Below are 13,607 nucleotides of genomic sequence, written 5' to 3'. Positions count from 1 at the left end.
GGTGCAAAATGGCGCTTCAGACCCGCTCTAGCGCGAAGGCGATGCCCTGACCGACGCCGATGCACATGGTCGAAAGGCTCTTTTCGCCAGATTTTAGATCATGGATCGCGGTGCCTGTGATCCGCGCGCCGGACATGCCCAGGGGGTGGCCAAGCGCAATCGCGCCGCCGTTGGGGTTCACCCGTGGATCATCGTCGGCAATGCCCAGGTCGCGCAATGTGGCCAGACCTTGCGAGGCAAATGCCTCGTTCAGTTCAATGGTGGCGAAGTCGTCGGTGCTCAGCCCCAATCGCGCCATCAATTTCTTGGACGCAGGCGCAGGCCCGAACCCCATGATCCGCGGCGCAACCCCAGCGGTCGCCCCACCCAACACGCGGGCAAGCGGGGTCAATCCGTGCGCGTTCACCGCCGCTTCCGAGGCTACGATCAACGCCGCTGCCCCGTCGTTCACGCCCGAGGCATTGCCCGCCGTGATCGACCCATCGGCCTTAACGAAGGTCTTGAGCTTGCCCAGAACTTCCAGCGTGGTGGCGCGAGGATGCTCGTCCGTGTCCACGACCTTCGGGTCGCCCTTGCGCTGTGGGATCGTGACCGGAGTGATCTCCTTGGCCAAACGCCCCGACGCAATAGCCGCCGCTGCACGGTCTTGGGAACGCAAAGCGAAGGCATCCTGATCGGCGCGGGAAATGCCGAAGTCTTCGGCCACGTTCTCTGCCGTCTCTGGCATCGAATCGACGCCATATTGCGCCTTCATCACCGGGTTCACAAAGCGCCAACCGATGGTGGTGTCGTAAACCGCGTTCGACCGGCTGAACGCCGATTCCGCCTTGGGCATCACGAAAGGCGCGCGCGACATGCTTTCCACGCCGCCCGCAATAGCCAGGTCCATCTCACCAGCCCGAATGGCCCGCGCCGCTGCAATCACCGCATCCATGCCAGACCCGCACAAACGGTTCATGGTCGTGCCCGGCACCTCCACCGGCAGGCCCGCCAGCAGCGCCGACATGCGGGCCACGTTGCGGTTATCTTCGCCCGCCTGGTTGGCGCAGCCGTAGTAGACTTCTTCGACCGCGGCCCAATCAATGTCATGGCGCGCCATCAGGGCCGCGATAGGGATCGCCCCCAGATCGTCGGCCCGAACCGACGAGAGGCTACCGCCAAAACGGCCAATGGGCGTACGCGTGTAATCACAGATAAAGACGTCGTTCATGCCAGTTCCTCCGGGCAGATTAGATCGCGCACCTCCGCGTCCCCATGGAGCGGTGCACCAGTTAAAGTTTGTAAATCGTCCATGGAAATGGCCGGGACTTTCTCTCGTAGAATAAAGCGGGCGTCGACCACATCCACAACAGCCAATGACGAATAGATGCGTGTGACACAGCCAACGCCGGTCAGGGGCATGGTGCAGGCCTCCACCAATTTTGGCGCGCCTTTCTTGGTTACGTGATCGGTCAACACGGCGATACGCTTGGCCGATTGCACAAGATCCATAGCGCCACCCACGGCCGGAATACCGCCCTTGCCCGTGGACCAATTGGCCAAATCGCCATTCTGTGCCACTTGGTACGCGCCCAACACGGCAAGGTCCAAATGCCCGCCCCGCACCATGGCGAAGCTGTCGGCGTGGTGAAAGAACGCGGTGCCGGGCTTGAGCGTAATCGCCTTTTTGCCCGCGTTGATCAGGTCCCAATCCTCGTCCCCCGGCGCAGGCGCTTCGCCGAAATCGAGGACGCCATTCTCGGTATGAAAAATCGCTTGCTTCCCCTCGGGCTGGAACCGCGCGACCATTTCCGGGAAGCCGATGCCAAGGTTCACATAGGCGCCGTCTTCAATGTCTTGCGCCGCGCGCCACGCAATCTGCGCGTTGGACAGTTTGATGTCTGAGATGTCGATCATGGGTAAACGGCCTCCGCCCGGTTCAGCGCTTCTTCTTGGGCGGGGTTTGCCACCTCGACCACGTTGGACACGAAAATGCCCGGTGTGATGACATGCTCGGGGTCGATCCCCCCCAAGGGCACGATCCTGGAAACCTGCGCGATGGTGGTTGTCGCGGCCATGGCCATGACGGGGTTAAAGTTCCGCGCGGCCATGCGGTAGGTCATGTTGCCATGGCTATCCCCGAGTTCGCCCTTGATCAGCGCGAAATCGGCCTTCAGCCAGCGTTCGCGCACATAAAAGCGCCCGTCGAATTCCTCGATATGCTTTCCCTCGGCCACTTCGGTTCCATAGGCGGTGGGGGTGTAGAACGCCGGGATGCCCGCGCCGCCGGCGCGAATGCGTTCGGCCAAGGTGCCTTGGGGGACGATTTCCAGCTCGATCTTGCCAGCGTGATAGGTTTCCACAAACACGCTCGGGTCCGCCGAGCGGGGAAACGAGCAGATCAGCTTGTCCACACGGCCCTGTTCGATCAGAGCAGCAAGGCCAACATGGCCATTGCCTGCGTTGTTGTTCACCACCGTCAGGTGCTTGGACCCGTGGTCGATGAGCGCGTGAATAAGTTCAATCGGCGCGCCAGAGCCGCCGAATCCGCCGATCATTACTGTCGCGCCATCGGGTATCCGGGCCACGGCCTCGGCCAGGTTGCCTAGGGTTTTATCCATCTCGCGTTCTCCTTCACCCGCTGGCCTAGCGACCCTGCGGGTCCGTGTTCCAGAAATTTCGTTCGCATGTTGACCTTTGTTCAGATCAAGGATCAATCTGTGCGCATGGTGAACAAATCGACAGATACAATCGCATCGCTCGCCAAGGGGCTTCAGGTGATCGAGTGCTTTGGCGCCGATAGCCCCCGGCTTACCATTTCCGAGGTGGCGCAGCGCACGGGGTTGGACCGTGCCACCGCGCGGCGATGCCTTCTGACGCTTCACGCACAGGGATATGCCGAGTTCGACGGGAAGTTCTTCACCCCCACGCCCCGCATTCTACGCCTTGGAATGGGGGCATTGGCGGCCCTGCCGTTGCCGCAGATCGTGCAGCCTTGGCTGGACCAACTCTCGGATCAGATCGGGCAATCCACATCGGTCTCGATCCTTGATGACACTGAAATCGTCTACCTCGCCCGCGCCGCGCAACGGCGGGTGATGTCCATTGGCCTCCTGCCGGGGTCGCGTTTACCCGCCCATTGCACGTCCATGGGGCGCGTGCTTTTGGCCGCTCTCCCGATCGAGGATCAACGCGCCGTGCTGGAACGATCCGACCTCAGCCCTCGCACACCCAACAGCCTGACCGAGCCCGCGGCGATATTGGCCGAACTAGCCGTGATCCAAGCCCAAGGCTTTTGCGTTATAGATCAAGAGGTTGAAATGGGGCTACGTTCTATCGCCGTGCCCCTGCTGAACGCCCATAACCAAGTGGTGGCTGCGGTGAACGTGGGGGCGGCGGCGTCACAGCCCACCGCCGCAGAGATGGTGACGCACTACAAGGCGCCATTGCTACGGCTTCAGGCGGGCCTGAAGCGCGTTCTTCGATAGGAAATCCGGCGGTTAGTGGCGCTTAGTGCGTCCACGCACCCCGGCGATTGGTGGCGAAATTCTCACCGTAGCCGCCCGGACGGATGATCGGCTTGCGGGACTTGGGCTTAAGGACAACCGCGTCGATCCCGTGGTCCGCTGCATAGGCCTTGGCCGCCTCCGCCGACTCGAACCGCAACCGCACCTGGCTGTCCATGTCCGAGGACGAGGTCCATCCCATCAAAGGATCAATCACGCGCGCCGAGGCAGGCGCGAATTCCAACACCCAATCCTTGGTTTTCGCCGTGCCCGAGGACATTGCGGTCTTTGCGGGTTTGAAAATGCGTGCGCTCATCGTGATCTCCGACTCTGATTGCTGGCTTTATGGGCAAAGGCGCGAGCCAGTTCAATGTGCCAAAATCACTCGGGATTGCGGATTGTCACGGGCAGTCGCACCAAATCCCTGTCCAGGTCGCCGGAGCCGAAGTTGAGCCGGGTAAAATAGAGGTAAGCGGACGCGCCCGTCGTCTCGAAGTTGGCGCTGTCGCTGTCATGGTCGATAAGCGTTGGGTAAAGGTAGACGGTGTCGCGCCCGGTGGCGCGCCAAGGCAGGCGCACCTCCAACAGCGGTTGGCGCATCTCCCACGTGATCAAGTCCTCCGACAGCGCATAGTAGAACCCATAAGGGTTCGGAGTACGCGATGGGTCGCTGCTGGTTCCCACCAGAATGAACCGGTCAAGAACAGTGTTCCACGTCACGCCCTCGTACATCTGGGCGATTTGCGGCAAGGCGATAGGCGCACAGGTCGTCGCACGTAGGGCGCGCAGGTCATCGCGATAAGGATCGGCGAAAAGACCATTGAACCCGGCCCCGTCCCAAAAGCGCCAACTGTCTGGATCCTCCAGCGTGGCCGTCCGCATCAGGCACGTATGCTGGGTCTCCAGCGGGTAGGTCTGCACTTTGAAGAAGGCGTAGAAATGCCCGCCATGTTCGATGATGTTGGACGGGCTGAAGGCGCCGAAAATGCGCTCATCCGGGGCGTATTGCTCGGGGATGGACGCGACCAGATGCGCGGGCGGGGCAAAAGGGTAGCGGAAGCTTGCGCCGCCGTCGTCTGAACGCGCATAGGTGATCGTGTTGTACCAACAACTGAAATAATCCGCCGTCTGGCATTCCGGGTAGCGGTTGCCTTGGTATTCGTTGTGCAACAGCGCGTGCACGATGTCGCCCTGCGCATAGGTGGCGGCGATCCATTCCATGTTGGCGAACTGGTCCGCGTGGCGGGCGCGGGTAGATGACAAGAGGATCTCACAGTCCACGGCGAGGGTATCGAAATCGGGGCCACGCATGCGGCGGGTGATATGGTGACCAAGGATCAGGTTAACGCCCCCATCGGCCTGCACCCCGTCGCGGTATGCGCGCACTGGAAGGTCGGGAATGTGGTGCGCCTCGCAGGCGTCCGTTGTCCAGTCGAACACGATCTCTGCCGGGCCGCTCACCTCTACCGTGCCGCCCATCACCGGGCGCGGCGGATCGGCATCGGCCAATGCCGGCTGCGAGGCTGCGAGTAGGATCAAAAGGACACGGCGCATCACGGGCTCCGACAACGAAAAAGGTGGGCGAAGCCTAGCACAGCCCGTTTGAGGACCGGTCGAAAAGAATTGCGATGTGGGGGGAGAAAGGGGTTGCCAGCCCTGGCTGTGGAGCGAGGGGTGGGTGGGTACGGCCGGGGCCGGCAACCGCTTCTGCTGCTTGCCTGTTCTGTTTACGTTCTTACCGCTTCCAGAGCAAAGGTATTGTCTGAAGAATTGCCCTTACTTCCCTAACCTTTTGGTCATACTTCTGGCCTCCAGCCCGCCATAGCATGACAGCCTCCTGACACCATGCTGTCACTAACTGACACCCTTGCCCCTTGTAGCTTCGCCCGAACGCTCCATTCTATGGAGTAAGGAGAGACGCCCATGCACAACAACTCGCCCGAGCAAATGCCCGACACGGGCCGCGCCGTTGACCAACTGCGCGCGCAATTAAAGATGGAAGGTGGCAAGCCCTTCGTCTTGCACACCGAGTTTGAACCGGCGGGCGATCAGCCCACCGCCATCACAGAGCTGTCTGAGGGCATCCGCAACGGCGACCGCGACCAAGTGCTGTTGGGCGCGACGGGCACCGGCAAGACCTTCACGATGGCGAAGATGATTGAGGAGACCCAACGTCCCGCGATCATTCTTGCGCCCAACAAAACGCTGGCCGCGCAGCTGTATTCCGAGTTCAAGAACTTCTTCCCCGACAACGCCGTCGAATATTTCGTCTCCTACTACGACTACTACCAGCCCGAAGCCTATGTGGCCCGCTCTGACACCTACATCGAGAAAGAGAGCCAGATTAACGAGCAGATCGACCGGATGCGCCACTCGGCCACCCGCGCGCTTCTGGAACGCGACGATGTGATTATCGTGGCGTCCGTTTCGTGCATTTACGGTATCGGATCGGTCGAAACCTACGGCGCGATGACCCAGGATTTGCACGCGGGGCGCGACTACGACCAACGCAAGGTGATCGCCGATCTGGTGGCGCAGCAGTACCGCCGCAACGACGCCGCGTTTCAGCGCGGTACCTTCCGTGTGCGCGGTGACAGCCTGGAGGTCTGGCCAGCCCACCTTGAAGACAGCGCCTGGAAGCTTTCGTTCTTCGGGGAAGAACTGGAAACGATCACCGAGTTCGACCCGCTGACCGGCCAGAAGACCGGCAGCTTTGACAAGATCCGCATCTACGCGAATTCCCACTACGTGACGCCTCGCCCCACGATGCAACAGGCGATGAAGGGGATTAAGGCTGAACTGGTCGCCCGCCTCGATCAGATGATCGGAGAAGGGAAACTGCTGGAAGCGCAACGGCTTGAGCAACGCACCAACTTTGATCTGGAGATGTTGGAGGCCACCGGCGTTTGCAACGGGATCGAGAACTATTCGCGCTACCTCACGGGCCGCGCCCCCGGCGAGCCGCCCCCAACCCTGTTTGAATATATCCCCGACAACGCCATCGTTTTCGCGGACGAAAGCCACGTCAGCGTGCCGCAGATCGGCGGCATGTATCGCGGTGACTTCAGGCGCAAGATGACGCTGGCCGAACACGGGTTCCGCCTGCCCTCTTGCATGGATAACCGCCCCCTGAAATTCGAGGAATGGGACGCGATGCGCCCGCAATCTGTCTTCGTTTCCGCGACCCCCGCCGCGTGGGAACTGGAACAGGCGGGCGGCGTTTTCACCGAACAGGTGATCCGCCCCACAGGCCTGATTGACCCAGTGATCGAGATCCGCCCCGTGGATATGCAGGTCGATGATTTGCTCGACGAGGTCCGCAAGGTCTCGGCCGATGGCTACCGCACCCTTGTCACGACGCTGACCAAACGCATGGCCGAAGACCTGACGGAATATATGCACGAACAGGGCATTCGCGTGCGCTACATGCACAGCGACATCGACACGCTGGAACGGATCGAAATTCTGCGTGACCTGCGCCTTGGGGCCTTTGACGTGCTGATCGGGATCAACCTTCTGCGTGAGGGTCTGGATATTCCCGAATGTGGCCTCGTGGCCATTCTGGACGCCGACAAGGAAGGCTTTCTGCGCTCTGAAACCTCACTGATCCAGACCATTGGCCGGGCCGCACGGAACGCCGATGGTCGGGTCATCATGTATGCTGACAAGATCACCGGAAGCATGGAACGCGCCATGCGCGAGACCGAGCGTCGCCGCGTCAAACAGTTGGCCTACAACGAAGAACACGGCATTACGCCCGCCACGATCAAGAAGAACGTCGATGATATTCTTCTGGGCGTTTACCAAGGCGACACCGACCAAAGCCGCGTGACCGCCAAGGTCGAAAAACCGCTTGTCGGTGCCAACCTGCAAGCCCACCTCGATGGCCTGCGAGAGAAGATGCGCAACGCCGCCGAAAACCTCGAATTTGAGGAAGCTGCAAGGTTGCGCGATGAGGTGAAGCGGCTGGAGGCTGTGGAGCTGGCGATTGCCGATGATCCGCTGGCGCGACAATCCGCCGTTGATGCCGCGGTGGAAGATGCCGCAAAGGCCGGCGGTCGTAGCACCGGGGGGCGCGGCGGCATGCGCGGCGGCAAAGCGCGGCCCGGAAGCTCTCGACGCTAAAAGTCGGGGCCTGCGCTATGCGGGCCCCAAATCGCCTCCCCCACGGGAAACCGGGGTCAGGCTACCAAGGCGCTATCGTCCAACCACAATGCGCCGGCCTTGTAGCCGCCCTTGATGAGTGTGCCGGGCTCGGCCACCTCGGGGAAATCCTTGGCCCAATCGCGGAAACGATCGTTGGTGATGACCTTGGCATTCAGCTCGCGCGCGGCGGCAAGAATGGTGGGGTCTGCGGGCTCTCCGTTCCGGACAACGACGACGCAATCGCCAGGCAGGTTCAGCAGCTTGGCAAAATCTGCGTCGTCCAGATAGCGATCACCCAGCTTATACCCTGCGTTCGCGTCGAAGATCACGCCGGGGCGGTAGCCCATTTCCTGCAACTGGGCCAAAACATCTTGCAGCGTGTCCAAGCGCGGCACCTTTCCGTTCCAATGCATCACGTTCGAACCGTCCACAACGACGCGCGGTTCGGGGCGGGTCAAAGCACCGGATTTCAGAAGGGTATCCGCCTTGCGGGCAACGCTGCGATTTCGGCGCGATTTCAGCTGCGACTTCAACGGCTGCGGCCGCTCCACCTGGCGTTGCGGCAAGGCGGGTGCCGCGCGGCGCAATCCAGCTTTCAGGGCCAAGAAGGCGGCCGCAATTGCCGCCAACAGTGAAATCGCAAGGGGGAGGGTTAACACCGGGCCAAAGGCCGCGATGGAGACGCCAGAACAGGCAAGGAACAGAACAAGAAGTACAAGTGGCGTGCGCATTAGGGGTCACATTGTTGAAAGTGCAGGTCCTACGTCGCATCGCTTGGTGGCTATTATATGGCATGAAGGTCGTATTTGAGTGGCGGCGTGCGGTTTTATGCCATCACTTGAGGGCGATTCCTCTTCGCGCTTTTTGGGGAGGGGGCAAGTCCGCCCTGACGCGCCGTCGGTGCCCTTATGAGATTGGCGTTCAATGGGGCGTTCGACCATCGCCTGTCCCTGGGGCCAAGGAGGCTATCCCTGCCCGGCATGTTGCGCCCTAACTTCACCTAAGCATCTGGACAAAAGCCAAAATCACGCCATGATCCGCAACGCTTCCCGCACAAAGATGCATCCTCCCCTCTGCCAATGACGCTCCAAATCCGGGTAACTTCCCCCTAACGGTTCACGTGTCTTGCGTGCATCGTTGCCCGGATAAAATTTTTGCATGTCGGGCCGAAGGTGTCACCCACGGGGCAAGGCACTTATGATGGATCATGCAGAATCTTTGCGGTCTATTCTTGGGAAGTCGAGTTTGATGATTGGGTATCGCGGGTATCTTGGACTAAGCGCGGCCGTCATGGCGTTGATGGTGCCGGGGTATCTGTTGCCCGGACGCGCCGACGATGCGCAGAGCCTTAATGGTCGCCCGACGCTCAACACCTACGGCCTTCCCGGTCTGATTGATATGCCCACTGCCAATGCGTTGCCCGACGCGGAGTTAGGCTTCACCGTGTCCAGCTCTGCCGTCGGCAATCGGGGCACCTTGGCGTTTCAAGTTCTGCCGAACGTGACGGCGACATTTCGTTACGCAGGCATTGATTTAGCACGCGCAGGCTCCCGGGTCTTAGCCTTTGACCGCAGCTTCGACATCCACTGGCAAGCGCTGGACGAGGATACCTGGGGCTGGTCACCCGCGGTCGCGATCGGCGTTCGCGACATCGCGGGCACTGGTCTTTATGGCGGCGAATACGTTGTCGCTACACGCCATTTCGGCGCGCGGGACCAACTCGCCGTGACCGCGGGCGTCGGCTGGGGCCGTTTGGGGGAACGCAACGGCTTCACCAATCCGTTAGGCGTCATCGACGACCGCTTTGAAACGCGTCCCGGGCGGTCGGTCGGGCGCGGCGGCACGGTTAATTTCGATCAGTTCTTCCGGGGCGATGCGGCGATTTTTGGCGGGGTCGAATGGCAGGCCACCGATCGCCTACGGCTCCAACTTGAATATTCCACCGATACCTACACCATCGAAGCGGCCGATGGGCTGACCGAGGCCAGCTCGCCCTTCAACTTCGGGGCCACCTATCAGCTTTCCGACGGCGTGCGCGGCGGCGCGTATTTTGTGGGCGGAGATACCTTCGGCCTGTCGTTGTCCATGACGTTGAACCCTTACCGCCCGCCCACGCCCCCAAGCTCCGGTGATCCGGCCCCTCGCCCGGTGGCGGTACGCGCCCCGCAAGCCACCCCCTACGGAACAGATTGGGTCAGCCAGCCCGGCGGCGGCGACGTGTTGCGCGATAACTTTGCGCTGTTGTTTGAAGGTCAGGGCCTTCATCTTGAACGGCTCACCATGGACGCGCACCGGGCCACGATCCGAGTGCGCAACACGCAATATAACTATACTTCCCAAGCCCTTGGTCGCGTCCTTCGCGCCATGAGCGCCGCGCTCCCCCCCTCGGTCGAGGTGTTCGAAGTCATCTTCGTTGAAGAGGGGCTTGATACGTCACGGGTGCGCATCGCGCGGCGTGATCTGGAGTTGCTCGAGTTCGATCCCGGCGGGGCCGAAGTTCTGTTGGCCGTGGCCGAGGTTGAAGATGCTCGCACCGTCCAAGACCCCGAGGGCCTTGACGTCACCGTTCCGGCATCGCGCTTCACGTGGGGCATCGGCCCCTATGTGGAAGGGTCGATCTTTGACCCCGACAACCCGATCCTTGTGAACGTGGGCATCCAGGCGCAGGCAGAATACCGCTTCGGCAACGGCTTTGTCGCGGAAGGGGCTGTGCGCGCCTCTCTTGCCGGGAACTTCGAGAATTCGCAGATCGTTAACGAAACTTACCCAGCCAATGCGCCCCCACCCGTCCGCACGGAAGCGGCCCTCTATCGGCAACAATCCGACATCTATGTGGAGCGCCTGACGCTTGCCCACTTCGGGCGGCCCGCTGAAAACCTCTATAGCCGCGTCAGCTTTGGCTATCTTGAGCGGATGTACGCGGGCGTCTCGGGAGAGCTTCTTTGGCAACCCGCGAACTCCCGTCTTGGCCTCGGGGTGGAGGTTAACCACGTTTGGTCCCGCGATTACGACGGCAGCTTTGGTTTGCGCGACTACAATATCACCACCGGCCATGTGTCGGCCTACTACCGCCTGAACGACAATTTCGACCTACAGATTGATGCAGGCCGCTATCTGGCGGGCGATTGGGGGGCGACATTTTCGGTCGATCGCACCTTCCGCAACGGCTGGCGGGTGGGGGCCTATGCCACCTTCACGGACGTGTCGTTTGAAAGCTTCGGTGAAGGATCGTTCGACAAGGGGATTGAGGTCGAGATTCCCTTGGCCTGGTTCCTGGGCACGTCCAACCAGCGCACCACGGACTTCCGGCTGCAACCGCTGCTACGCGACGGCGGGGCAAGGGTGCAAGTGGAAGGCCGTCTGCATGATCTGGTGATCGACTATACCCGGCCCCAGCTGGAAGATTCGGAGGCAATGATATGGCGGTAGCATCCCGTTGGGCCGCGCTGGTTGCGGTAGCCAGCCTTTCGGCCTGTGGCGCCGCGGCTGACGATCCGCTGTTGGGCGTGGCCCGTGACTTGTCCCAAGGCGTGTTCAACCGCTCGGAAGCAGCGCCGGCTGTTGATCCCCGACAGGTGCTGACCCGTGATCTGATAAACCAAGCGGCTGTGCCGCTAATCTTGGTGGACACCCCGCAAGGCACCTCTTCCACTGCGACCCGTATCCAGACGAACCGTTCCAGCGAAACATGGCAGGGCAATGGCGACGCGTCCTTCACGCTTAGTCGCGAAGGTGTCTTGAGCGCCACACGCGGTTTGGGACACGATCTGTTCGCCGCCGATATCGCGGCGACCCGTGCAGCCTTGGTCGCGCGGCGTTCCGGCCCGGTTGAGCGGCTCTATATCCGTGTGGCCGGCGACCTTGCACAAATCAATGAAGGCTACACCTGCGAGATTCGGTATTCCGGCCCAGAACGGCTTGCCAGCTTTGGCACAACCCGCAGCCTCACACGGGCAACCGAGACTTGTCGCCAGCACACCACCGGCGAGACAGTCGAAAACCGCTACTGGATTGACGGAGCGGGGTTTGCTTGGGCCTCGGAGCAGTGGGTTAGCCCGGAAGTAGGGCATTTGCGATTTGAACGCCTTTACCGGTAGCCAAGCCGCCGTAAGAAACCACCGATGATGCCCCTATTATCGACCCCATCGGGTCTGAAGCTCTTCGACGGGCACGTAATCCCGTTTGAAGAGGCCCCACGGAAACAGGCATTTTCGCTGCGGCCTTTTTCGCCATCGCTGGTGGCGTTGTTCCAGTCGCAACGGTTTCCGCCGGCCCGGGCCTAAGCGGCGGGTATCGGCCTCGCGCTGCTTACGATTGGCACGACAGGTGCCGTCTGGTCTTCTTCCGTCGGCACCTCGAAGCCACTTCGACGATGCAAAAAGCCAATTAGTTAACGGCCGCTGCACCAAGGTTGATGATCGACGGCGTAATCTGGTCAATCACCCGATTCCACCGCGTCACGGGCTGTTCTGCCACAAAGATCACATCACCCGGCCGCAGTTCCAACCGCGTGGCCAGCACAAGGTTGGCCGCGTTCGATCCATCCAGACGATACGCCGTGACCGCGCTGAGGTAGGCCGAGCTTTCCAACGCCCGCATCAGGTAAATCTGCGACGGGTTGCCGGTGCTTTCGCTCCACCCGCCCGCATCAAACAAGGCATCAGCAAGAACGGCAGTGTTTTCAAACGGCAGTTCGAAACGGCCCGGCTGGCCGACTTCTCCGGCGATATAGACATACTCGCCGCCTTCCGCGCCGAATTCTACGCGGTCACGGAAGTTCTGGCGGCTTTCTTCCAAAGCACCGCGACGAATGGAAACCTCGGTCTGCAATTCCGCAATTGCGTTGGCGCGGGCGGATTGCGTGTATTGAGCCCGGGCAATGATTTCCTCGAAATAGGCCGAGGCCTGCTCGAAATCATAGGCCGTATCCACAAACAGGCTATCGCCGTCCACAAGCCGAATACGTTGTAGGCCTTGATCGGAGTAAAGATCCGCCGTGGGAATTTGGTAGAGCGAGCCGTCGCGGTAAATTCGGATCACCGAGAAGTCGTCTTCAGTTGTCGACAAGCCACCGGCCGAGGCCAAAACCTCATCCAGATAAACCGGCGTCATACCCACGGGCACCACGCCCGGGTTGCGCACCGCGCCGCCCACCGAGACGCGCTGCGAATTGAATTCCGCGACTTCAAGGCTGAAAGACGGGTCGATCCGGGCAGCGATCAACCGCTCGAAGATCGCGTCTTCAGCCTCGGCCAAGGTCATGTCGCCGACGTTGATGCGGCCCACATCGGGGATCGCGATGCCGCCATCGTCTTGAACGGTGTATCCCTGCCGCTGGTTCTGTGCGGCGACCAATCCGGCCAATTCCTCGACCGTGGATTCACCGCGCGGCGTTGCCAAAAGCAGCACGTCCCCCACGCCGATCCGATAGGATCCCGGGTTTGCGGGGGGCGGCACACGAAGTTCCAGCGCGCCGGGGCGCGTTTGTGCATCGAACACCGGATCGGGCAACCGCGCGGCCCCCCGAGCGCCCGAGCCGCCGCCTGCAATACGCGAAAACGCGGCAGGCAAGGCTTGCGGTTGATAGGCTGAACGGTTCGCGTGGGCGACGACGGCGGGGGACAAGTCGATCACCTGGACGCCATCTTCACCGCCGAATTCCGACACATCGGACGAGATGTACGCCGCCCCGCAAGCGGACAAGCCCAAGAGCCCCAAGCCCGCGACTGCGGCACGAAAACTGAACATAAAGAGGCCTCCATCCAACCGCCGCGATTCTCGGCGACCCTAATAACCCACGCTCCGTTATAGCGTGTCGGACAGCCCGTGAACCGGGACAGGCAGGGATAAGGGCAGAGATTTGTCTATTCAGGTGCAATCAAGTCACGGTCAGGGCTACCTGGCGGATGCACAAACAAGTATTTTCTACTAAGAAGCACGAGCGCGCCCGTAACAGCATGGTTCTGGCGATAAATA

At 61.2% G+C, this 13,607-nt stretch carries 11 protein-coding genes; 4 read left to right on the top strand and 7 right to left on the bottom strand.

What is annotated here, in order from left to right; translation table 11 throughout:
• Positions 1 to 16: 16 nt before the first annotated feature.
• From pcaF to AADW23_RS07945, 3 genes are read right to left on the bottom strand one after another with little or no spacing between them, the layout of a single operon-like run.
• On the bottom strand, positions 17 to 1,210 hold the full coding sequence (gene pcaF / locus AADW23_RS07955; protein WP_341863970.1) for a 3-oxoadipyl-CoA thiolase: 1,194 nt from the start codon (positions 1,208 to 1,210) through the stop codon (positions 17 to 19).
• The gene (locus AADW23_RS07950; protein WP_341863969.1) at positions 1,207 to 1,896 is read right to left on the bottom strand and encodes a 3-oxoacid CoA-transferase subunit B; all 690 of its coding nucleotides are present in this window, start codon (positions 1,894 to 1,896) and stop codon (positions 1,207 to 1,209) included. The genes pcaF and AADW23_RS07950 overlap by 4 nt, the downstream gene beginning before the upstream one ends.
• Positions 1,893 to 2,600, bottom strand: coding sequence for a 3-oxoacid CoA-transferase subunit A (locus tag AADW23_RS07945; RefSeq protein WP_341863968.1), 708 nt, complete (start codon positions 2,598 to 2,600; stop codon positions 1,893 to 1,895). The genes AADW23_RS07950 and AADW23_RS07945 overlap by 4 nt, the downstream gene beginning before the upstream one ends.
• Before the next feature lie 105 nt (positions 2,601 to 2,705).
• On the opposite strand from AADW23_RS07945, the gene AADW23_RS07940 reads away from it, so the two are divergent.
• A complete protein-coding gene (locus tag AADW23_RS07940) occupies positions 2,706 to 3,467 on the top strand; it encodes an IclR family transcriptional regulator C-terminal domain-containing protein (RefSeq protein WP_341864303.1) in 762 nt (253 codons plus the stop codon).
• A 22-nt stretch (positions 3,468 to 3,489) separates the two neighbouring features.
• Here the strand turns inward: AADW23_RS07940 and AADW23_RS07935 are convergent, their stop codons facing one another.
• Entirely contained in the window at positions 3,490 to 3,801 is a 312-nt protein-coding gene (locus tag AADW23_RS07935; protein ID WP_341863967.1) for an ETC complex I subunit, read from the bottom strand.
• Positions 3,802 to 3,866: 65 nt separating this feature from the next.
• Positions 3,867 to 5,039, bottom strand: coding sequence for a hypothetical protein (locus AADW23_RS07930; protein ID WP_341863966.1), 1,173 nt, complete (start codon positions 5,037 to 5,039; stop codon positions 3,867 to 3,869).
• Positions 5,040 to 5,408: 369 nt separating this feature from the next.
• Between AADW23_RS07930 and uvrB the strand changes: the two genes are divergently transcribed.
• Positions 5,409 to 7,610 carry an excinuclease ABC subunit UvrB gene (uvrB, locus tag AADW23_RS07925; protein ID WP_341863965.1) on the top strand — a complete coding sequence of 734 codons (2,202 nt, stop codon included), beginning with the start codon at positions 5,409 to 5,411 and terminating at the stop codon, positions 7,608 to 7,610.
• Positions 7,611 to 7,666: 56 nt separating this feature from the next.
• On the opposite strand, the gene AADW23_RS07920 is transcribed toward uvrB, so the two are convergent.
• Positions 7,667 to 8,362, bottom strand: a complete 696-nt coding sequence (locus tag AADW23_RS07920; protein WP_341863964.1) for a hypothetical protein — start codon at positions 8,360 to 8,362, stop codon at positions 7,667 to 7,669.
• A gap of 517 nt (positions 8,363 to 8,879) precedes the next feature.
• Between AADW23_RS07920 and AADW23_RS07915 the strand changes: the two genes are divergently transcribed.
• On the top strand, positions 8,880 to 11,060 hold the full coding sequence (locus AADW23_RS07915; protein WP_341864302.1) for a YjbH domain-containing protein: 2,181 nt from the start codon (positions 8,880 to 8,882) through the stop codon (positions 11,058 to 11,060).
• On the top strand, positions 11,051 to 11,728 hold the full coding sequence (locus AADW23_RS07910; RefSeq protein ID WP_341863963.1) for a YjbF family lipoprotein: 678 nt from the start codon (positions 11,051 to 11,053) through the stop codon (positions 11,726 to 11,728). The genes AADW23_RS07915 and AADW23_RS07910 overlap by 10 nt, the downstream gene beginning before the upstream one ends.
• A gap of 289 nt (positions 11,729 to 12,017) precedes the next feature.
• On the opposite strand, the gene AADW23_RS07905 is transcribed toward AADW23_RS07910, so the two are convergent.
• Positions 12,018 to 13,379 (bottom strand): polysaccharide biosynthesis/export family protein, encoded by a 1,362-nt coding sequence (locus AADW23_RS07905; protein WP_341863962.1) that lies wholly within the window; start codon positions 13,377 to 13,379, stop codon positions 12,018 to 12,020.
• Positions 13,380 to 13,607 lie beyond the last annotated feature (228 nt).

It is taken from the genome of Gymnodinialimonas sp. 57CJ19 (assembly GCF_038396845.1).
Taxonomy (GTDB): Bacteria; Pseudomonadota; Alphaproteobacteria; order Rhodobacterales; family Rhodobacteraceae; genus Gymnodinialimonas.
Note: the sequence above shows the minus strand (reverse complement) of the source record. Positions and strands in the feature narration are given on the sequence as shown.